Below are 24034 nucleotides of genomic sequence, written 5' to 3' on the forward strand. Positions count from 1 at the left end.
CATCAGTTAACCGCATGCATAGGATAAAATATTTCGCTTAATGTTGTATCCAACGCTTTCCCGGACAATGTTCTTCCAATTATAATTCCATTGGGATCGACCAAAAAATTCTGAGGAATTGCCTGGACACCATATGATTTCGCAGCCGCACTGTCCCAGAATTTCAGATCGGAAAGCTGAAGCCATTGAAGTCCATCATTTTTGACTGCCGCCAGCCACAACGCCTTGCTGTCAGACTTATCGAGAGAAATACCGACAATTGTGAAGTTCTTATCCTTGAATTTATTGTAGACTTTAACCAGGTTGGGATTCTCTGCCCTGCATGGCCCGCACCAGGAAGCCCAAAAGTCGACCAATACATACTTGCCGCGAAATGACGAAAGTTTAACCAGCTTCCCTTCTGCATCGGGTACTTCAAAGTCCGGCGCCGGTTGTCCTATTGCAGTTACTCTCATTTTATCCAGGTTAGCGGCTACTTTTTTACCTTCCTTACTATTTTTAACTTTGAATGACAACCCATCGAACAAAGGCTTCACTACATCATATCGTTGCTCATAAGCGATCTTTGGAAACAATTCCAGGCTAAGCATTGATGCAGGATGGGACCTGATGAACTTAATATAGGCATCCTTGGTCATGTCACTAAACCGCTTTCGAAAGCCTTCCACTTTAGCCTCATAATCCTGCGTGGTCTGTGGCGACAATTTCCCTTCCATGAATTGCCTGTCTTCACTGGTCATTTGTGAAAAGCCGGCATCAACCAGGCTATTAAGATCATTATAATCATTATTCCGGGGCGTTCCGGTTATCTGCGCTCCTTCTACTGTAGCTCCATTCGTTTTAATATGAATGCTACCGGGTTCAAGATAAACGGTTACCTGCTCAAGGCTGTTAGCTCTCCCAACCCCTTTCGTATCAAAGGTTAATGTAGCGGATACCGGCGAAGTGGGCGCCACACCGGCAAATTTGAAAACGCCATCCTTTAACACAACAGAATCAATGATAGACTTTCCTTTCATTGTATACTCCAGGTATGCCTTTTCAGGAGCGTTGCCCGTACCATATTTGCCATTGATAGTAAACTTATTATTACCCTGGGCGAAGGCTGTCAATGGTATTATTGACAAACCGGCTATAATTAACTTTCTCAATTTAAATAAGATTAATTTGGATTCAGAAATCGGACCCGGTATGAATTTCCACCGGTGATTATGTTGCCTTAAAGGGGAACACCTTTAGTTAAACAGTTCCATCAGCTTTGCTTCCAGCTCTTTTCCATGGAGATCCCTGGCAACAATTACACCTTTATTATTGATCAGAAAATTCCTGGGAATAGCTTTGACCTGATATTTTTTAGTAACGGGGGAATCAAATCCTTTCAGGTCTGCCAGGTTTATCCAGGTATAACCATCCTTCTCTATTGCCTTTTTCCAGGCAGCAGCATCCGTGTCAAGAGAAACGCCGATTACACCCAGCCCTTTGGCCTTATACCTGGCGTAAAGCGGAACAAGCGCTTTTGCCTGCATTCTGCATGGAGAGCACCAACTGGCCCAGAAATCAATAAATGTATACCTGTTCGCGGAAATGATTGCTTTGGTGTAGATTTTTTTTCCTTTTACATCCGGCAGCGCAAAGTCCTCATACTGTACTGCTTCCTGCATACCCGGCACCTGTGCACTTTTTTCGTTTTCAGCAGTAACAGTAATACTGTTAGCATCATTTACAACCAGCGTATACTCCTTTGATGAAGGAGGAAGACACATTTGATTATTGCATGCCATGTACCTGATCCGGAAATGTAATACTGTCTTCTTATCTGTCCTGAGTTTGATAGTTTGTGAAAACGTAACACCCTTCGCGTAATAAGCCACAGTTTCCCCGGCAGAAGATGCTGCTCCTTTTTCCTCCACCTCTCCTATCAACTGAACATTCGGATTCTCCTCCCATGTAATAGTAGTAGGCATTCCCATTCCGCCATCATAAGACTGTGGATAAATATGAAACGGTTCGTTGACAGACGCTACGAGGGAAATCTTAAAAGTGAGTGGCGCTATTGAGTCACTGCGGAATTTCCACGAAACCGGATGGTTATCCTGCGCAAGGCCGGACAAAGCTGCCAGACTGGTCAATATCAAAAAAATCACTCTTCTCATAAATACTTTTTGCGGGGCTAAGCCACATTCGTTTAAATTCAGTTATTATCACCTAACAGGCGCAAACTGCATTACCCTTTATACCTGGATTTTGTGATCTCTACCATAGACTTCAGTTTATAATACTCCCTGTCTGTAGAACCAGCATAACCAGCACTAAAGAATCTTATATTACCCAATGGGTCAAATATGATTTTAGTGGGTGTTCCCTGGATATCAAAGAACTTGTTTTCTTCATCCTGTAAAACATCGAGGGTAATCCCCTTTTTCTTCACAAAAGTTCTCACGGTAGCCCTGTCTTCAAACAGGCTCACCACAAACATTTGAAATACATCTTTTTTATAGTCTGCCACCACGCGCTCAAATCCGCTGAAGGCGGCTACGCATGGGGTACAACCTGTAGACCAGAAATCGAGGGCCAGTACCTTGTTCTTATAATCTCCCAGATGAACGATCTTTCCATCCAGGTCCGGCAGCGATACCTCTTTTACAGGTTTCGCAGCGTGAAAAAGCGTAAACATTTTACCATCTCCTCCCGGGCTGGGTATTGTACCGTCGAGCGTTGTTTTAGGTGATGCTATGTACAGCTTTTCCACTTCCTTATAGCACTCATGATATGCTTCCTCCTTCAGGGATTTAAGATATTCCTCAAATCCATTTTCGGTACCCTTTACCTTTTTATATACCAACCTGAAGGTATTAACCATAACCGGATTTGATTCTGCCTCCCTGAATGCTTTACTTAAGGTATCGAATGCCACCTGGTACTTACCGGCAGCAAACATCACTACTCCATACCGGTTCAGGTAATTGGATTTTGCATCTTTGAAATAGCGCATTTCGCGCATACCGTCTTTTACTTCCGAAGATTTCGCCAATAACAGTAATGCCGTATCTGTATTTCCCAGTTGAGCATTAGTTGCGGCATTTATCTCCAAAACGGTCTGCGTTCTGCCAATTCCATCTTTCAGTGCTCCTGTGCTCAGGTCTTCCAATATTCCGGCAGACACCTTTTCCACTTCGCCCGGATTGGTATTTGCATCAAAGAGGTTGTCCAGTGCATAGGTCAGATACAGGAATTGAAGTACGTTGAATTTCGGCCTGGTGTTCTTGTAGTACCAATAACGTTCAAAGTTTCCTTTGGAAAGCCATCCTGTAGCCAGCTGCGCACGGTATTCCTCGTACATGGACGGTTTGGCAGGGTCTATTGGATTTTCTTTCAGCATTTCATTGTATTGCTTCTCCTGGTCTTCCACGTTTACTATTGAAGTAAAGTCCTTAAAGTTATACTTCGCGGATGGCGATTGCTGCGCGAAGACGGTTCCCGAAATCAAGAACAGCAAGATTAACATTTTCATTTTCATCAGATTCAGATTAAACGGTATTGAAAATTTTGATTTATTACGATTAAAATTTCCTGCCAGGTAAATGTGGCACAACTGCGTGTTGCCATTAACTTACCAGTTCTATTCATTTTCCACTAATCCCTTGTTGGCAGCCAGCATCCTTTCCCCGAACTTCAGTGCAAATCTCTCCGGCCTGAGCGTATAGGTTGCCACCACGTTGCCGGTGTCGTCATAAAGTTTATGTGTGTACTTCACCGTATTGCTATAAACCGGGTCAACTGAAAGCCGGCGCATATCCCACCAGCGCATGCCGGAGGTGGCGAATTCACGAATACGTTCATCAAGGATATAGCGAACCAATGCCTCTTTGTTTTCCGCTATATTTGCGGGTATAGTTGCGATATTAGCAGGCATTCTTTTGGACCGCAGCATTTCGAGATCGCTCCTGGCCCCTGCAAGGTTGCCTGCCCTTGCTTTAAGCTCTGAGCGCATCAGGTAGAGGTCAGGCAATGAAGGACCGATTTCCAACCCGGAAAAAAGCGATGCAGAGTAGCGTCTCATTCCCCCCGGAAAGGTTTTATCGGGATTGAACATTTCAATTCCTGAAAACAGTTCCAGGCGTTTATCTGCCGGATCATACAAAGCTGCCGTTTCCGGGGAAAACACATAGGTATTGACCTGTTGCAGCTGAAAATTAATCATACTGAGATTGTATATCACCTGCGCATTGTTGGCAGCCAACGGATAATTTGAGAGCCCGAAACCGAAGTCAGGAAACCATGATTTATCGCTGTCAGGATCAAGCACTACGTTATAATCGTATAACGCGAGAGGCACTGCAGCTTTGTTGAGCTCCGCGAATGCAGCATCCACATGTGCACTGGCCTCATTGAACTTTGCCATATACAGATAAACACGACCCAATATAAATTCTGCCGCCAGCCTGGAAAATTTCCGCCTGTGTGTTAATGGGCCAAGGTCTGGCAAGGCATCTGTTAAATCCTTTATGATAAAATCATAACATTCCTGTACAGAGGCCCGTACAAATGTTGTTTGCGTTACATCTGCCTTTGTAAGCAGCGGCACTCCCAAATCTGTAGCAGCGGTAGCAGCATTATAGGGCAACGAAAAATCGTTCAGAAAATAAAGATGGCAAAGCGCCCGTCCGACCTTAGCCTCTGCGAGGATGGCACGTTTTTGCTGATCGGTTCCACCCTCTGATTGCATTACTTCGTTTATGACCTTATTAAAGGTATAAATGTTGGTTAGCGGCCATGTTTCATCGGGAAGCTGATCTTCATCATATATCCTTGCTTCAAACCTGAACAGCCTTTGTGTCCTGATCTGGGCCGCATCCATGTAGGTTGCCTGGGCTGCCATTTCATCACCCATGTACAAAGACGGAGGATAGGAAACCTGCAGGCTCACTGCATTCATTAATTGCTCATAGTCCAGCGTCGTTTTTGCCACACGGGAGCCTTTAGGCTCAATTTCCAAAAAGTCTTTGGAGCATGAAGTCTGAAGCATCAACGATATAAACAGAATGGGTAATAATACCCTATGAATGGATTTCATCATCTTAAGCAGGTTTAATTAAAGAGTAATGTGTGCGCCAACTGTGAATGTACCTTGTCCTATACGGATATTCCTGGCACCTGCAGGCGATTGAAACTCCGGATCGATCCCGAGGTGGTTCTTCTTCCAGAGCATGAGATTAGATACCTGTGCCCTGAAAGTTAATCCTTCAGCATGTAGTCTCCGAACCAACGTTTTACCTACATCATAGGAAAGCGTGATCTCCCTGATCTTTGCATAGGAAGCATCAAACGAATTCAGGTTGGAGTAGGTGTAGTAATAAATATTTCTGCCGTTGTCGATGGTAGTGTTATAGGCATACCTGGGGATATTGGTTTTATTCTCATCTCCCGGCGTCTTCCAGCGATTAACGAATTCGGGTTGAGGCGTATTCTGATAAAGGGGGTCCTGCCAGAAATTATTAAAATCCCGGAACAATACATGTCCTAAGTTAAAGCTGATATTAATTCCCAGTTGAAACCGCCTGTAATAAAATGTATTAAATACTCCACCTGTTGCGATAGGTTGAGAAGTTCCTGCCAAATGAACGTCTTCAGGCTTGGAGCCATTTTTATCGGACAGTATTTTTCCATCGGCCTGGATGATCTGTGGATCTCCTGCTGCGTTAAGTCCGCCGTTGATGAATTCGAATACAGCATATGCAGGTTTACCTTCCGCGAAGGATGTTCCTATCATTCCTGTGCCGGTTGTGATGGCGGTTGCCGTTGCCATCCTCGTTATTTTATTTTTGTTGTACGACAGGTTCAGGGTGGTATTCCAGTTGAAATCCCGGGAAATGACATTAAGTGAGGTCAGACTAAACTCAAATCCTTTATTTTCAAGGTCTCCGTAATTGCCGATAACCGTTGCATACCCGGTCAGCGGCGCCGTCATCAATGAGCCGATCAGGTTACTGGTCTTTTTTATATATCCGTCTATCGAACCGCCCAATCTGCCACCGAGCACTGTAAAATCCAGTCCCGCGTTATAGACAGTGGTTCCCTCCCAGGTAAGCTTGTCGTTGCCCGGAGTTCCGACAATCAAACCAACTCCTGTTACATAGTTTACGTTCGATGAGGATTGCAGGATATCGAATGATGCTGCCTGGGCAGGCTTGGGAGCATTACCAGTTATGCCATAGGTGAATCTCAGGTGGAGCCGGTCCAGCCATGTAAATGATCTCATGAAGTCTTCCCTGTTCAGCAACCATTTGCCGCCTATGCTATAAACGGGCCTGTTTTGAGCAGATTTGGCAAGACCGAATAAATTGCTTTCATCAATCCTCCAACTCGCATTCAGTGCATACTTCCATTGATACATGTATCCCAATGTAGAATAGTAAGAGGTGGTTCTTGCGATAGCCCCTTCTCCTCCACCCACATTATTTGATGGTAACACTCTTCCCAGCTGGCCGGATACTGTTCCTGTAATCCCCTTCATGAGTGTATCAATATTTACCGGACGGGAAACCTGTAACTGGTCGTCCCATCCATAGTAGGTAGCGGATGATGTCAGTGGTGTGGAACTTGTGGCTTCCTGTCCTGCCATTACAGTCAGCTGATGCGGATCCCAGTTGCGATCGAATATCAGCTGATTTCTTACCGTCCAGTTTTTCTGGGACGCATTATTTACATTGAGCATCCCTCCATCCTTTGGCAACCAATACCTGGGTGTGCTGTTTACAGTTGGCGCCTGTGTAAAACCTACCAGCTGGTCCCTTACCGCGTAACTTTCCTGGTACTGAACTGTCCGGTTGTTTCTTGCAAATGTCTGGTAGCCATAAGTACCCTCAAAGCGAAGTCCTTTCAGCAATTGTAATTTCGCGCTTCCCACTACTCTTCCGGATATACTGCTGCTCTTTGAATATCCCCTGTTAAACTCATCGAGCGGAACATAGTCGAGGTTAACCCGGCTCCTGGCAGCATAATCAAGCCTGAGAGAATCGCTGTAATTTCCCAGGAAATTCACTGCCAGCGGATTTCCTGCATTATCGCGGAACCGCTGATAAGGTACGATGGAAACATCCGGGGCCAGCACGCCTATACCCAGATTTGAAGTACTTGCTACTGTATTGGTAAGATCAGTGATTACCGATAACTGCAATTTTTTATTGAAATTGAAATCCTGTCTGACATTTACCTTATACGAATTGTTCCGTTCACCGGGTGTGCTGCTTTGAATACCGGTGTAGCTCAGCGATCCATAAAAACTGTAAATGTCGCCGCCTCCTGAAAGCGAGACCGTATGATTAGTTGAGGCTGCATTCCTGTAAAAAATACTGGAAATTTCACTCCTGTTACCGATGGCAGCCAAACTGTCCAACGCCATATTCGCCTGCGCACCGGAAATTAGCCCCCGATACTCATTATATTGAATTTGCAGGTGCGGAGGAACCGGAGCAAAGGCCTGTACTGCGTTCCAGCTATAGTAAGGTGCAAATTGGGGAAAGATTTCCTTTGCAGTAGCAATAAACTCCCTGCTGTTCATTTTCGGGATATAGGACAGATCCGGTTTACCCTGGAAATTATAATAACCGTCGTAATCGACCTGTAATTTTTGTCCTGTTTTTCCCTTTTTGGTAGTAATAACAATTACCCCGTTCGCTGCTTTTGCGCCCCAGATAGAAGCTGCCGAGGCATCTTTCAGAACAGTTATATCCGCAATATCCTGCGGATTGATGTTGGCGATGGGGTTAGAGGTATTCATAATGTTATTACGGGATGCATCACTGGTATTATCACCCGGTAATTCCACGCCGTCCACCACGATCAATGGCGACCTGGTAGAGTTGAGGGAAGTCAGCCCCCGGACCAGTAACGGCTCTCCACCTGGTGCATTGTTTACCACCAGGCCGGGTACAAGCCCATCCAGTCTTTGGAGAATATTGGTACTGCTGGATCTGCCGGCAACAATGTCCATGTCTACTTTTGCTACTGCCCCCGTGTTTCGTTCCCTGGTAATATTCTGATACCCTGTGGAAACAATTTCAATAGATCCCAGCTTTTGTTCGGAAGGCGCCAGGATAACCGAAATTATTTCTGAATCGTTCACCTTCACCTCTCTTTCATTGAATCCTATGAAGCTTATTATTAGCACGGCGCCTTTTTCCGCTTCTATATGAAACATGCCCTTTTCATCACTTACAGCTACTACCTGGCTACCTTTAATACGGATAGTGGCCCCGGGCAGAGGATTTTTATCAGAGTCGGTGATTGATCCTGACACTTTTGTTTTAGGCCCCGCAGCATCAGATAAACTTCCGTTTTTTCCTGACGCGCCAATATCTCTGCGCATCACTACCACATTACCCTGCTTCATCTCGAAAGTAAGTTTCTCCGGCTTCAAAATGGCAGTAAGGAAATCATCCAATGGCATCTGCTGTGCCTCAATAGTCACAGGATGGGCATTCTTAATATGTTCATCATTATAAAAAACAGTTACTCCCGTCTGTTTCTCAATAATTTTAAACACATTACGCAAAGGCTCTTTGTGTAGTTTGGCAGTGATAGATTGCGCCAGTCCTGTGGCTTGTGCCTGAACTAAGACGACAGTTAATAAAACAAATGTTAGTTTCATCGCGACCCGTATTTTGGTTGATACCGGACGGCAGGAGAAGCCATGCCAGGCTAATCCGAGCCTCCACGGCTGGTTTAAAGCAGAAAAACGCATACTTTCTGAATAATTTTGGTTGGTTTTTATTGATCCCGAACAAGCTACTTTATTGGCATACCAGGTCATTACCGGAGAGATTCCGGTAACTTTGGTTCTTACCAAGCGATCTATTTTGTTATCAATGATACTTGCTGAATGGTTAATAAACAGCCATCAGGGAAGTATAATTAATGTCCTGTTTCCTTCCAGTTTGTAGTGAAGTCCCACGTTGCTCAGAAAATACAGAACATCGGTAAAGGGAAGGCTTCTCTTTATAGTACCGCCCAGCTGTACTTCCGGAATTGTTTGCTGATAAATTACTTCGATATCATACCACCTTGCCAGTTGCCGCATAGCCTCTTCCAGCGGAACATCATCAAAGTCAAAGACGCCATTTTTCCAGGCAACAACCGAAACTGCATTTACATTGTCAAAAACCTGGACAGGCCTGTTTCCGGTGGTTGTGAGCGCCTGTTGTCCGGGCTTAAGCAGTTTGGGGGCTGCCCCTTTCATTGCAACCCGTATTGCTCCATCGAGCAGCGTGGTTCGAACGGATTGCTCATTGCTATATGCATTCACGTTAAAGCTTGTTCCGAGCACTTCAACAGAAGTTCCGCCGCTAACCTTTACCCTGAAAGGAATGGAAGGGTTTTGAGCTACTTCCATGTATACTTCTCCTGTAACACTGATAAGTCTTTCCTTACCCGTAAATACTGCCGGGTATTTAATGGAACTTTGCGCGTTCAACCACACGCTGGTTCCGTCTGATAGCCTAAGCTGGAACTGCTTTCCCTTCGGGGTGGATATTGTATTATACTGAACTTCTGAACCTGTTCTTTCGTACTCAAATATCCCATTGGTGACTTTGGCAACTGTGCCTCCCTGTAATGCTATCCTGCCGTTTTTAACAGTATCCAAACGTACCTGTGATCCGTCTGATAAGGTGAGTAAAACGCTACTTTCCCCTTGTTGTCCATTTATCGACTGCACCACGCCAGCCGGCGTTTCCACTTGTTTTTTGTGATATAAATAATAAACACCAACACCAATTATCAATGCCACAGAAGACGCTACAGCCCAACTCCATTTCCGTATGAACGGATTCCGGTGAGCAACATGCATACTCTCCCCTGTTTCCTTATCAACAGGGAACTCCCTGCCGGGATAGCGATCCAGGATATTTTTGATCATCGTTTGCTGCTGAGCTTCACTAAAGAGGCCTTCATCCTGTATTTTTTCCCACATATCCTCTAGTACAGGAATAATTTCCTGTTCAGTAGAAGCCGATTGCAACATCTCAATAAGCTCCCGTTTTTCTTCTTCGGTAAACCGGTCATCTGACCAGCGTTCCAATAGGTGCTGTAGTCTGCTATTCACAGTCGATCAATTTATTTCAACGGATATGGTCCGTCTTTATCTTAGGAGAAGGCATTTGTAAAAAAGGGGGTATTCCAATGGAAAAAAAATTTACAATTTTGTAATCAGGAAGGAAATTATGATTGGCAGGCCATTATTCCGGATATAGTCAACGATAGATGAAGAGGCAATCTGGAGGTATTTTTTTACAGTTTCGCGGCTAATGTGCATTTCCGCTGCTATTTCGGCATATTTTTTTCCTTCTAACCGGGCAAGCATCCAAACCTTCTTTTGCTGAGGCGGGAGCCGGTCTACCGCAGTTTTCACCAATATATCGTATGCTTCCTTTAAAGAGGCCTCATCCTGTGTCTCCAAGCCATCGGCCGCGGATTGTGTAATTTGATGCCATTCCTCCCGTTTTTTGTACTCTCTGTCGATGTTCTTCAGCATCCTGACTGCATGATGCCTTGAGATTACGAACAACCAGGAACGAAAGCTTTCCACTTCTCTCAGAGATTCCCTTGTTAGCCATAGCTGGGTGAAAATCTCTTGTACCACGTCTGAAGCTATATCCTGATCTTTGGTAATTTTGACCAGGTATGTAAAAAGAAGACCGGAATACGCTTTCACAAGCATAGCAAACGCCTGCTCATCCCCTTCAGAGATCTGCAGCAGCAGTTGGCGGTCACTGTTATGTTTAATGGCTGACAATTAATAAGTTGATTGATCCCAATTAACCACAATGTTATTAAAAATTTCACACAATTAGTATCAGCCGTGGGCTCATAACATAATTCTTTTCTCAGGCAGGACCAACGAAAAGAGGCTACTCACCTATATTGTGAGACAGCCTCCCCTATTTACATCTGATTAACTTCAGCTGGTGATGTTGAAACTATCATCATATTCCACAGTCCCCTCTGGTATCTCTCCTGTAAATGACTGTACCTGGAAATACTCCGCAGGAGCATGCAGGTACTGCAAACGGGCATCGTTCCTGAATCCGAACCGGCCATAATAGGAAGGCTCGCCCAGCACCACACAGCCGGCTGCATGCAACCCGCGCAATGCGTCAATAGCGGCCCTGATCAGGGCGGACCCTACACCAGATCCCTGCCTGGAAGGGTTCACCGATACAGGTCCCAGTCCAAACCAGCCCTCACTTCGGGAAGAAATAGTTACAGGCGATATAGCAATATGCCCTATTAATACTCCTTCTTCCTCTGCTACCAGGGAAATGGTGAGCTGGCCATTTTCGCGCAGGGCCTTTATGATGGATGATTCCGTTCCACTGCTGTATGCTGCTGCGGCAAAGGCAGTTTTTGTTACCTGATCTATAGCGTTGATGTCAGAAGGTTTTTCCCTCCTGATAGTATAATTGTATTTGTGCATTACTTGAAAATAAAGAAAACTTTGATACGACCTTCATAACGGGGAAGCATATTTTTTATGCTATTCATTAACAGTTTTATGAAAAGGAAATATAGAAAAGAAGACCTGCCGGTGTTTTAATTAAAAAGAGGAGGGCAGGTAGTTCCCCGCCCTCCTGATCAAGATTACCTTGATCGTTTAACTAGGATAGGTATCTATTTGCGATGGTTATATACGAGATACATCATCATTCTTTTTTTACCCGGCACTAACGGGGCATTAACTTTTGATTAACAGACAAGGGAAAAAAGGCCGTACCAACGCATTCTGTCTATTAATGACAGTTACTTAAAAAAGGCTATATCTCACAGCAGCAGTTTTTCCTGCCAAAAATTCTGTGCTGATATTGATATAGCCACGCTGTTGCTGCTTTCAAAGGCAGGCGCCGAAGCGCCTGTGGTTGGTTAATAAATTGCGCCTTACTGGTAAAAAGAGCGGCTAAATATTCTTCTCTCTGCGTGCCCACCAACTGTGGGGCAAGGTATGATTCCACTCCGTTTCCTGACCATGCCTCCCCCTGCGTAACTCTCGGTTCTGCAGGAAAGTAGCATACTGCCCATTGCCAGGGCCAGGATCAGCAGGAAAACATTACACCTCATTTTCATTCTCATACTATTATCTTTTTAATAAAGTAAATTCAACTCTTCTGTTCTGCAGATGCTCTGCTTCCGTACAGGGCACTCCATCGCTGCAGCCATTCACCAGGTGTGTTTCTCCATAACCTTTAGCCTCCAGCCTGTCTTCATCGATACCTTTTTCCTTCATATAGTCCACTACGCTTTGCGCTCTGTGCTGGGAGAGTTTCATATTATAGGAAGCATTTCCCCTTGAATCAGTATATGCACTGATTTTTACTTTCAGGGTAGGTTCCATCTGCAGAATGTGCACTACCTTATCTACATCGGCTTTCATTTCCGGTTTCAAATCCCATTTATCGAAGTCGAAATAAATATTTCCAATCTGAGCGAACAGCCGCTGTGGCTGATTAAGCAGGATGCTATCCAGCTTTAATAATACAAATGCACTGTCTCCGTTATCCAGTGTGCTGATATCAACGGATGTTCCGTTATCATGCAAATAGCCGGTCTTTTCGGCTTTTACCTGATAGGTAGAAATCGTATCCAGCCTGAAGCTAAAGACGCCCTCATTATCTGTTGATGTTTGTCTTCGTTCATTCCTGCTGCTATCAGTGATAGTGACAACAGCGTTGGCGATCGGCGTTAAAGTTGTTTTGTTAACCACTTTACCATTTAGTTTGATAAAGGATGGCGCCAGGGTCGAAGCGTTCAGCTGAAAACTGTAAACATCATCGTTCCCCTTTCCGCCCTGCCGGTTGGAAGACAGGTATCCGGCTGAGCTGTCTTTAAACCGAAGTGAAAAGTCATCTTCGGAGCTATTGACAGGGTATCCCATATTCACCGGATCAACTTTCTGGTAGTTGCCGCCCGGCACGATAAATATATCCAGTCCTCCCATACCGATCAGGTTATCCGATGCGAAATAGAAGTTTCCTTTTTCATCAAATGCGGGGCATCTTTCATCTCCATTGGTATTGACTTTAGGGCCTAAATTTACGGGAGTGCTCCAGCTACCGTCCGACAAACGATCCACCTGGTAAATATCTGCTCCGCCATAACCGCCAGGCATATCGGAAGAGAAGTAGAGATGCTTGCCGTCAGTTGTCAGAAAAGGGTCGCCAATAGAATAACCCTTCGCGGCAGCTCCAAATGACAGGGGTGTAATTGCAGACCATTTACCATTGGCATACCGGCTCTGGTACAGGCTGAATCCCACTGTACTCACTTCTTGCCCGCCAACCTTGTGTTCCCTCTTTACTGCATTATCTGTTTTACTGAGTATCATTTCTGATGCATCAGCACTCAGGGTAACTAATCCGGTATGGAAAGCGCCATTGATGTTATTATTATCCAATGGCTTGATGGCCCTTGCGGCATCTGCAAAAAACAACTTGGTATATCCGTTACCGGTCCATCCATACTTTTTATTGTCATATCCATGCTCCAGGCGATCTGACAGGAATAGCAATCCTCCACTAAAGGAAAGACATCCCCAGTCGGCATATTCAGTATTGATAAAGGATAGATTTCGTAGCTGGACGTCTGTGGGATGATTCATCCAGAAGACAGCAGAGTCGCAGGAGCGGATCATTCTGTTCATCGCCGACCCCTCCACTCCCGGGAAATGGTTGTCCCGGAGATATTGGTACTGCTTCTTCGCCTCTGTATACTTACCGTTATTTTTCAGCACCGCTGCGTAACTGATGTAACTGTCTGCCGGAGCGCCAGGCATTGCCACCAGTTTTTCGTACCATGCCTCCGCAAGCTGAAAATTTCTCATTTGGAGATATGATTTCGCCATGCCTTCTACCGCCTTCATGGATGGCTTGCTTACATACGCCTTTTCATATTTTTTTACTGCGATGGAAAAGTTAAGTTTGTCGAATTCACGATCTGCTTCTTTCAGGCTGTATTGTGCCATCACATTCATCGTAAAGAAGCCGCTGCACAGCAATGCTATGCTGAATTTGCGTATGGTAAAAATATGCATCAGATAAGTTTCTGTCGTTTATCAAAAAATTTATGCTCAGAAAAATCTGGGTGTAAGCATCTGTTGATCCCTTCTTGGGAAAAGAAACCCGATGGATATCTCATGACTGCTGGGGCCTAATTTCGCTGTGGTTTTCAGGGACCGGTCGTATGTATACCCAATCCTGAACTGATCTCCCAGGTAGAACTGTGCACCAACTATCAGCGCAGATGGCTTTTCCAGCTTGGGATCAATATCCTTATTGAACAGTGTAACACCTGTTCTGTAACCCGCTCCTATCCATACTATCTGCTGAATCAGCAAATATGCGTTCAAATCCAGGCTGCTGGGACCGGCCATGGCGTTCTTCAGCATCATAGACGGTCTTACTGCCAGTTCCTCTGATAAAGGGAAGAGATATCCCGCAAGCATGTAAATGTTTATTTTTGTTTCCGGCAGTAAACGGTTAGGATCTTTCTTGGGTTTTATAAATTGTACGCCAATATTATCAGCGGAAACCCCTGCATAAAATCTGTCAGTATTATATAAAACACCAACGCGTGCATCCGGCATCGTTATCGTTTTCCGCTGATTCAATAACCGGAGGTCAGCCGTCTCATCATATGGGTTCAGCTTGGAGCCATCCAGCGCCTGTTGCGTTATGCCGCCGGCAACGCCGATCGCCAGCGTTCTGGGCACTCCCTCATAAGAATCGAATTTGATCCGATATGCAAAATTGGCGTAAGCACCCAGTGTGCTGGCAGCCCCCAGTTTGTCGGAAATAACATTAAGCCCCAGCCCCACCTTGTCATCATTCACTGTCCCATCTACAGCCAGAGAAGCTGTGTTTGGCGCTCCTTCCACACCCGTCCACTGATTCCTGTAAACGCCGGTCAGATTCAGCTGTTCACGGTACCCTGCATAAGCAGGGTTAATGAACAGCCCATGAAACATATACTGGCTAAACTGAGCGGCCTGTTGGGCCTGCGCTGTGAGGGATCCTAAAAATATCCCTCCGGTTATAATACTCCTTATAAATTTAAATTTCAACATAACAAAGCTTTTAACGTAAAACCATAACATATCCACGCTTTACGATCACTTTTCCGGTATCGTCCTTCACTGTCAGTACATAGAAATAAGTCCCTTCCAATAAACCTGACCCATTCCAGGTGTTGTCATAATTACTGTTTTTGTATACCAAGTTGTTCCAGCGATTGATGATTACCAGCTCGGGATCTTTGTATTTTTCCAATCCCCTTATTCGCAGTACATCATTTACGCCATCTCCATTAGGAGTGATCACGTTCGGTACCATCAGGTCGTCCTGATCAACTTCTACTGTAGCGCTGCCACCGTTTTCAACCGGTATATCATCTCCGTTGGGCGTAAGACCAGTTACCCTGTTGGTCAGGTTATTACCCTTATAGCCAGGAGCCACCGTACCTCTCACCAATAAGCTCGCACTTTGGCCTGCTGTCAGGTTCAGACCCGTCCAACGACCGCTGGTTGCATCGTAGTTACCGCCGGTTTCGCCTACCGGTACAAAGCTGGTCACTATGTAACCTTCCGGCAGCTTGTCTGTAACCATTACCACATCACCCGGCAGGATTTGTTTTGGACCCTGGTTCTTAAGCGTGATGGTAAAGTCAAGCGGACCGCCAGCCTTAGCTCTAGCGCTGTTCGCCGTTTTGCTCAACAGCAGATTATACGACGTTTTGGTGCTGTCTTCAACTGTTACGGTAGCACCACCACCGTTTTCAACCGGTATAGAATCTTTCCGCGGTGTAAGACCGACTACTTTATTGGTCAGATTGCTGCCTTTGTAATCAGCTGCCACTGTACCTTTCACTAACAAGGTCGCATTCTGGCCTGCTGCCACATTCAAACCGGTCCAGCGACCGCTGATGGCGTCATACTTACCGGCGCTTGGTACAAAGCTGTTCACGGTGTAACCTGCCGGGATCTGGTCTTTTACCACTACTGTATCACCTGCCTGGATCACTCTCGGACCCTGGTTCTTAAGCGTGATGGTAAAGTCAAGCGGACCGCCAGCCTTAGCTGTAGTGCTGTTCGCTGTTTTGCTCAACAGCAGATGATAAGCTGTTTTGGTAGTGTCTTCAACTGTTACGGTAGCTCCACCACCGTTTTCAACCGGTATAGAATCTTTCCGCGGTGTAAGACCGACTACTTTATTGGTCAGGTTGCTGCCTTTGTAATCAGCTGCCACTGTACCTTTCACTAACAAGGTTACATTCTGGCCTGCTACTACATTCAAACCGGTCCAACGACCGCTGGTAGCATCATACTTACCGGCGCTTGGTACAAAGCTGTTCACGGTGTAACCTGCCGGGATCTGATCTTTCACCACTACTGTATCACCTGCCTGGATCACTCTCGGACCCTGGTTCTTAAGCGTGATGGTAAAGTCGAGCGGACCGCCAGCCTTAGCTGTAGTGCTGTTCGCCGTTTTGCTCAACAGCAGATGATAAGCTGTTTTGGTAGTGTCTTCAACTGTTACGGTAGCTCCACCACCGTTTTCAACCGGTATAGAATCTTTCCGCGGTGTAAGACCGACTACTTTATTAGTCAGGTTGCTGCCTTTGTAATCAGCTGCCACTGTACCTTTCACTAACAAGGTTACATTCTGGCCTGCTACTACATTCAAACCGGTCCAACGACCGCTGGTGGCGTCATACTTACCGGCGCTTGGTACAAAGCTGTTCACAGTGTAACCTGCCGGGATCTGGTCTTTCACCACTACTGTATCACCTGCCTGGATCACTCTCGGACCCTGGTTCTTAAGCGTGATGGTAAAGTCAAGCGGACCGCCAGCCTTAGCTGTAGTGCTGTTCGCTGTTTTGCTCAACAGCAGATGATAAGCTGTTTTGGTAGTGTCTTCAACTGTTACGGTAGCTCCACCACCGTTTTCAACCGGTATAGAATCTTTCCGCGGTGTAAGACCGACTACTTTATTGGTCAGGTTGCTGCCTTTGTAATCAGCTGCCACTGTACCTTTCACTAACAAGGTCGCATTCTGGCCTGCTGCCACATTCAAACCTGTCCAGCGACCGCTGGTAGCGTCATACTTACCGGCGCTTGGTACAAAGCTGTTCACAGTGTAACCTGCCGGGATCTGGTCTTTCACCACTACTGTATCACCTGCCTGGATCACTCTCGGACCCTGGTTCTTAAGCGTGATGGTAAAGTCAAGCGGACCGCCAGCCTTAGCTGTAGTGCTGTTCGCTGTTTTGCTCAACAGCAGATGATAAGCTGTTTTGGTAGTGTCTTCAACTGTTACGGTAGCTCCACCACCGTTTTCAACCGGTATAGAATCTTTCCGCGGTGTAAGACCGACTACTTTATTGGTCAGGTTGCTGCCTTTGTAATCAGCTGCCACTGTACCTTTCACTAACAAGGTCGCATTCTGGCCTGCTGCCACATTCAAACCTGTCCAGCGACCGCTGGTAGCGTCATACTTACCGGCGCTTGGTACAAAGCTGTTCACAGTGTAACCTGCCGGGATCTGATCTTTCACCACTACTGTATCACCTGACTGGATCACTCTCGGACCCTGGTTCTTAAGCGTGATGGTAAAGTCAAGCGGACCGCCAGCCTTAGCTGTAGTGCTGTTCGCTGTTTTGCTCAACAGCAGATGATAAGCTGTTTTGGTAGTGTCTTCAACCGTTACGGTAGCACCACCACCGTTTTCAACCGGTATGGAATCTTTCCGCGGTGTAAGACCGACTACTTTATTGGTCAGATTGCTGCCTTTGTAATCAGCTGCCACTGTACCTTTCACTAACAAGGTCGCATTCTGGCCTGCTGCCACATTCAAACCGGTCCAGCGACCGCTGGTAGCATCATACTTACCGGCGCTTGGTACAAAGCTGTTTACTGTGTAACCTGCCGGGATCTGGTCTTTCACCATTACTGCATCAGCAGGCTGGATCACTATCGGACCCAGGTTTTTAAGCGTGATCGTAAAGTCGAGCGGACCACCTGCTGTAGCTGTAGCGCTGTTCGCCGTTTTGGTTAACAACAGGTTGTATTTTACAGTATCTACTTTTACAATTGCCTGTTCTTTGCCAGGTACTGCAGGGATAGGATCTTTATTAGGATCTTTACCACTTACAGTGTTAGTAATGGAACTGCCGGCAAAATTCTTGCTCAATGCGCCTCTTACGAGGATGGAAGCACTATCGCCTGATTTCAGGTTCAATCCGGTCCATTGGCCGGTTGTACTGTTATAGCTACCCTGACTCGCTTCAAAGCTACGCACATCATAGCCGCCAGGAATCTGGTCTACAACAGTAACGGTATCTTTCGGCGTTATCGCGTTACCGCCGTTATTATTATATAACGTGATTTCGAAGTTGAGTGAATCCCCTGTCCTGATCGGGCTTTGGTTTAATTTTGCCACCTTGGCAAGCGCCAGTTTATAAACCGGTTTAACAGGGTCTACATCTACCTCCGACCTGTTTGCAGGTGTATTGGTGATCGGAATTCCCATGGGGTCAAGGCCGCCTACCGTATTTATAAGTTTGCCGCTAAAGGTGTTGCTAACCCGGCCTTTCAGCATCAGGGTAACGCTTTTACCAGCAGGAAGCGTCAGGTTGGCCCAACGACCCGTTTGAGGATCGTAATTGCCATTGCTTACCTGGTAGTTGTCCACGATATAACCTGTGGGCAGGGTATCTTTCACGGTTACAATAGTATCTGTCAGATTCTGCGTACCGTTATTGAACAGTGTAATAGTATAGTTAAGTGAATCGCCTGCTTTCACGCGGGGCTTGTCTGCTTTCTTTTGAAGCAGCAGGTTGTATTTCGATGCAGGAGGATTTACCACTACGGTTGCACGGGCCATATTATCCGCACTTCCGGCTGCCGGAATCGGTAAGTTATGCTGATCAAAGCCCAGGGCAATATTTGTCATTTTACCCCAGAAGTTGCCCGCTACCATTCCATTCAGCTGAATAGTCGCACTATCTCTGGCCGGAATGCTAAGCCCGGACCAGTAACCGTTTGCTGCGTCGTATTTACCAGCGCTGACCACTATTTGCTCTTGCTTGCCCAGTACATACCCTTCGGGAACCATATCCCGTACAGTGATGGTATCTGCTACAAAAGCGGTGTCGCTGAGGTTTTTCAGAATAATTGTAAAGCCAAGCGAATCTCCGGAAGTAACCTGGTTCCTGCTGGCTACTTTACGCAGCTGCAGTTTACTCATCCGCATGGAAGTATCTATTTTTACAACTGCGGTTCCGCCGGTGCTATCAATGTCAATATCGGTTCCATCCGGTGTTTTACCGCCTACTTTGTTGACCAATGAATCTCCCTTAAAGTCGGGCCTTACCCGTGCCTTTACCAGCAACCTGGCATTTTGTCCGGAAATAAGGCTCAAACCTGTCCAGTAATGTGTTGTCGGATCATAGGTCCCCATCGAAGGTTCATATCCGGTCACTTCCAGTCCGGCTGGCAGTGTGTCCACCACCAATACCTTGTCTGATGGCTTAATATCCACCTTTCCTTTATGGCGAAGCGTGATGGTAAAATCTACCGGGAAACCAGGTCCTACAGGTTTCTGACTGTTCGCAACTTTAGCCAGTTGCATCTTGTATTTTATCTCATTTACAATCGGCGCAGGAGGTATTTCATAGTTGGTACTGTCTATCCGGGCTTCCACCTTGTTGCCAATCTCGCCGGTTTTATAGTTTGCGCTGATATGACCTTTCACCAGCAACATAATTTTTCCGTTCGGAGCCACAGGAGCTGTTGTCTGAAGCATTGAGGTCTTCATGTCATATACGCCTGTATTGCCTGTTACGCTAATGTTGTCAATAACATAAAACTCTGATTGCGGCACATCTTTTACATACACCTTCTGTCCTGCCGGCATTGCATTATTTCCGCTGTTGACAAGCGTGATCGTATAATTCAGTGTTTCGCCGGCTTTGGCTTTCAGCCTGTCGGGTTGTTTATCTCCGCTCAGTTTAAAGCCAGGATTGATCACGGGTGAAGGCGTAATATCAATGGGGGTGCCATTCTCTGTTCTGCCGGTAACCCTGTTCACAAGCGTATCTCCTTTATAGTTACCGGAGAGTTTACCTCTTACAATCAATCTTACTGAATCTCCGGGCGCCAGGGTTACGCCTGTCAGCACCGGCTCATTGTACTGGCCTTTATTATCTGCAACGGATATCTCCTGGATAATGTAATCCTGGGGCGCCACGTCGCGGATATAAGTTTGGGCACTCGCAGGCATGGTTTCGGGACCTTTATTGCGAAGAACGATCACAAAATCCAGCTGGTCTCCCGCTTTCACATCACCAGTACGGCTAATAACATACTTATCCCCGTACAGCGTATACTTTTCGGTCCCTGCGTTCACCGTAGGCGTAGGTTCAACTTCCAGCGGCACTTTGTTTTCATACGTTGCGATCACATCGTTATTGATTGGCCCGCCCGTATATTCGTCGGTCAGGAAGCCTTCCACACGTATTTTAGCAGTTCCGCCCGCAGGTATTTCAGCGCCGAAGAGGGTCTGACTTCCCATCACGTAGTAACCGCCGGAGGGGCTGCTGTCTGGTACATACATTGTATCAATCCGGTAACCCTTTTCCCTGGGCACATCTTTGATATACAGTTTCGATCCCGACGGGAAGCTCTCTGTTCCGGTATTTGTGATGGTAATTGTGTAGTCCAGTTTCTGAAGATTACCTACTCTTAACTGATCAGGCACTTTTTTCACCTTGAGGCGGTAATTGGGCGTCACTGGCGGCGCCTGCCTGATCGGAATCTGTTTGCCATTCATGCGCCAGCCGGATACCTTGATATTTATCGGCTGCCCGGCATAGGTTGGAGGAATGACGCCACTGATCAACAATGTCACTTTTCCTTTGGGAGGAATGGAATCACCGGTGAATTCTCCTGTGGTCATATTGAAGCGTCCACGCCCTAACACCGTGATGCTGTCTATCTTGAAATTTTTATCGTTTTCAGATAATGCCTGTATTTTCAGACGGGCCGTATCAGACAGCGTTTGTAAACCGTTGTTGTCAATGGTTAGTGTGTATCTTAGTCTGGTGCCTTTTTCTACTTTGGGATTTTTGTCTTGTGTGGTAACTACCCCCTCCAGCATAGGAGAAGGTAATACGGTCACTTTTACTTCCAAAGGCGCTGAAGGATTATCACTACAAGCGTTTGCCAACGCCTGGAGATAATAGTATTTTGTTCCGGTAAAGCCGGCAGGCATATTAACGATGGCTTCCGGACCCATAGCAAAAGGTGTTTTGCCCAGGTCTTCCTCGGTGTACCATTTATAGAGCATGCATTGGCCACGCTTGTCGTCCTTCACTTTCAAACGCACTTGTTCACCCTGTTCTACCTGCACGGAAAGTGAGTCTTTGTCTATAAAGTTTTTGATGTCTGGCGTTTTAGGCTTCCGTGCAATTTCATAAACACTTGTACTTGCTGTTCCAAGGTCAATACCGATCCCTGCAACACTTACCTGAACCGCATCAACTGTTTCCGGTACCGGGAAAGAAACCCTCCGGTAGGCTAAACCGCCGCTCACCCAGGGAATTATATTCATGATAGCCAACCCTTCTTTTAGTTCCATCGGTCCACCCACTTGTTTGCCATCATTATACATCCATACACGTATAGCTCCTATCTGTATACGTGCGGTTGCAGCCTCACTGTAGAACACAACAACAGAGTCGCCGGCGATGATAGGGTTTGAATCAAAGTGTGCGGTTATACCCTGCCACTGCCCCAATTGGAGAATATCAGGGTTAAAAACAACTGCTGTTCCCTCATTTCCATCTCCCGCATATTGAAGATTTGGCGGAGCCGGGGGACCCTGGCTCCCCGTGAAAATGCTCAGAATACCATTCACCAGGTTATTAACGGCGGAAAGAGGATCAAGCCGAAGGATCGACTCCAAAACCTTCTTTGCACCGTCGCCAAGCGCCAGAATTGAATTTATAACTGATTTGGGTAAGTTTACGATGTCCTGTTGCAGACTTTTTCCCCATTCAACATCCATTGCTGTTTCGTAGGTAATATTATCAGGTCTGTTACATATCCTCTCAGTGGTCGGGCATGTATTACCGTTATTATTTCCGGATGTATCATTTACATTGACATAAACAAAGGGAGATTCCGTAATAGGTATAGAAAGACCCAGTTCATCACTGCCACTGGCACTATTCCTGAGTATTCCTGTATAAGAAGTATCCACAACGCCGAGTACCTGCAGGCTGGCAGTGTCTCCTGGGTTTAGCGTAACGCCCGTCAGCAGGCCCGTTGTTGTATCATACTTTCCGGCTTTGCCTTGTGGAAGTGTGATGCGCTGGATCTGGTACCGGCTGGCAGGCATCGGGAAATCATTTATAAATAATCTTGCGGAAGATTGAAGTTGAGCCGCTCCCTTGTTTACAAGTTGAATCAAATAATCCAGGCGACCTGTTTCACCAGGTGTTCCTTTGTTCACCTTTGTTCTTGAAGGAGCTATGCTACCCTGAAGCTGCGCCTGGGGGTTTACAATCAGATAAACAGGTATTTTGCTTTGCAGCAAACACCCGTCTTTTTCAATCGTTACATAATAGGTATACCGCTGTTCTGTAACAGACGGCCTTATTTCCGGTTTAAAATCATTTCCGGTGTATATAGGTGTTTGATCACGATATCCATTAAACCATTTGAAGCTATAGCCCAAATTTCTCTTGTCATCTTTTACCGAGAAGATCGCGGTTTCCCCATTGCTGATAACAATTTTACTTTGCTTGAGAATGCTGTCCATTCTTGGTACGCCCAGTGAACCATACACTTCATATACTTTAAGCGAGGTGTTCTTATTTGACCCCGCAAGAGGAGCCACCAACTGACTGATGTCTGCGCTGGCAAGCCCAGAGCTCAGCGTAATGCTAACACGATCTACATCGCCGGGAACTGCTTGTTTGAATATGGCAAATGGTTGGCCTCCATCCTGCCAGCCGCTAACATTCAGAAGAGACATTCCCCTGATGTCATAGGACCCAACCTGCTGGCTGCCATTTTTATACATTGTTACATTAATGGTACCAAGGATATCCAGCTTCCAGGCTGCCGGCATCTCGAACTTAACAACAACGGTATCCGGGATACCACTGCGAATCTGAAGCGGCGTACCAAAATTAATGTTCAACGTAGACGCCGCAGCCAGAATACTAAGCGGTCCATTACTTATTGTAGCTGCCGTTTGCATATTACCATCAATGGCAAAACCCGGGTCACTGACAGCCTGCGAACCACTTATCAGTTTTACACCCCACGAGGAGCCATCCGCACTTGTTGGCCTGCCACAATCCTGCTGCGCAAAAGCGGCAAAACCTGTGCACAACAGCAACAGCAGCCAAAGGCTCATCTTTCTCAAAAGGAAGCCCGGCTTTACAATGCAATTGTCAAAAATCTGTTTGGATAATTGACGGACGAACATCAGCGATGTAGATACGTGTAAATGTTTTTGCATAAAAATTGCCTGTTATTTATACTTACTATAATTATTTCAAAATGGTCCTTTCGTTTTTGCCATCGCCACCAGGTAATGCCTGTGGCATGCGCATAACCCTCCACTCCCCTGATCCGATCAGGAGCGTACTTTTTTCCATAAAATTTTATGAGGGTGGCCCTGTAATGAAATTCTATCACTTCAGCCCTATCTCGGGAACTACCAAAGTGGCATACAGCTTATAACTTGTTCACGGTACAAAATTATTGGACTAAAAGAGTGATTTCATTAAAGTTGTTTAATAAGTCTCCCCGTTAACTTCCGATTAACAAAATCGTTTCATTATTGCGGAGCATATTTTTTGATAAAGCAGTTGACTCATATGTGTTTTGATAAAAGGAGGACCGGGGCGAACACCAGTCCATGTATTTACGAGCATTGCCCTTTGCCATAAAAAGGGCCTAACCTTGAAAACCCACTGT

11 protein-coding genes are annotated in these 24034 nt (G+C 45.9%); all 11 read right to left on the bottom strand.

Features of this window, described 5'->3' with window-relative positions; genetic code table 11:
* Positions 1 to 2 precede the first annotated feature (2 nt).
* The 11 genes from ABIE50_RS25030 to ABIE50_RS25080 all read right to left on the bottom strand — a co-directional run bounded on the left by ABIE50_RS25030 (position 3) and on the right by ABIE50_RS25080 (position 23573).
* Positions 3 to 1151, bottom strand: coding sequence for a redoxin domain-containing protein (locus ABIE50_RS25030; protein WP_209858453.1), 1149 nt, complete (start codon positions 1149 to 1151; stop codon positions 3 to 5).
* An 84-nt stretch (positions 1152 to 1235) separates the two neighbouring features.
* Entirely contained in the window at positions 1236 to 2153 is a 918-nt protein-coding gene (locus tag ABIE50_RS25035; RefSeq protein WP_209858452.1) for a TlpA family protein disulfide reductase, read from the bottom strand.
* Positions 2154 to 2224: 71 nt separating this feature from the next.
* Positions 2225 to 3511 carry a TlpA family protein disulfide reductase gene (locus tag ABIE50_RS25040; RefSeq protein WP_209858451.1) on the bottom strand — a complete coding sequence of 429 codons (1287 nt, stop codon included), beginning with the start codon at positions 3509 to 3511 and terminating at the stop codon, positions 2225 to 2227.
* Between the two features lie 108 nt (positions 3512 to 3619).
* Positions 3620 to 5077, bottom strand: a complete 1458-nt coding sequence (locus ABIE50_RS25045) for a RagB/SusD family nutrient uptake outer membrane protein (protein WP_209858450.1) — start codon at positions 5075 to 5077, stop codon at positions 3620 to 3622.
* Positions 5078 to 5092: 15 nt separating this feature from the next.
* The gene (locus tag ABIE50_RS25050; RefSeq protein ID WP_209858443.1) at positions 5093 to 8650 is read right to left on the bottom strand and encodes a SusC/RagA family TonB-linked outer membrane protein; all 3558 of its coding nucleotides are present in this window, start codon (positions 8648 to 8650) and stop codon (positions 5093 to 5095) included.
* Positions 8651 to 8899: 249 nt separating this feature from the next.
* Positions 8900 to 10102 carry a FecR family protein gene (locus tag ABIE50_RS25055; protein ID WP_209858433.1) on the bottom strand — a complete coding sequence of 401 codons (1203 nt, stop codon included), beginning with the start codon at positions 10100 to 10102 and terminating at the stop codon, positions 8900 to 8902.
* Between the two features lie 90 nt (positions 10103 to 10192).
* Positions 10193 to 10792 carry an RNA polymerase sigma factor gene (locus ABIE50_RS25060; RefSeq protein WP_209858431.1) on the bottom strand — a complete coding sequence of 200 codons (600 nt, stop codon included), beginning with the start codon at positions 10790 to 10792 and terminating at the stop codon, positions 10193 to 10195.
* 165 nt (positions 10793 to 10957) lie between these two features.
* Entirely contained in the window at positions 10958 to 11473 is a 516-nt protein-coding gene (locus tag ABIE50_RS25065) for a GNAT family N-acetyltransferase (protein WP_209858428.1), read from the bottom strand.
* A 654-nt stretch (positions 11474 to 12127) separates the two neighbouring features.
* Positions 12128 to 14080 carry an OmpA family protein gene (locus ABIE50_RS25070; protein WP_209858426.1) on the bottom strand — a complete coding sequence of 651 codons (1953 nt, stop codon included), beginning with the start codon at positions 14078 to 14080 and terminating at the stop codon, positions 12128 to 12130.
* Between the two features lie 36 nt (positions 14081 to 14116).
* Positions 14117 to 15112, bottom strand: coding sequence for a PorP/SprF family type IX secretion system membrane protein (locus ABIE50_RS25075; RefSeq protein ID WP_209858425.1), 996 nt, complete (start codon positions 15110 to 15112; stop codon positions 14117 to 14119).
* Between the two features lie 10 nt (positions 15113 to 15122).
* Positions 15123 to 23573: a T9SS type B sorting domain-containing protein gene (locus tag ABIE50_RS25080; RefSeq protein ID WP_354028165.1), complete on the bottom strand. Its 8451-nt coding sequence runs from the start codon at positions 23571 to 23573 to the stop codon at positions 15123 to 15125.
* Between the last annotated feature and the right edge of the window lie 461 nt (positions 23574 to 24034).

This window comes from Chitinophaga sp. OAE865 (assembly GCF_040546735.1).
Classification (GTDB): Bacteria; Bacteroidota; Bacteroidia; order Chitinophagales; family Chitinophagaceae; genus Chitinophaga; species Chitinophaga polysaccharea_A.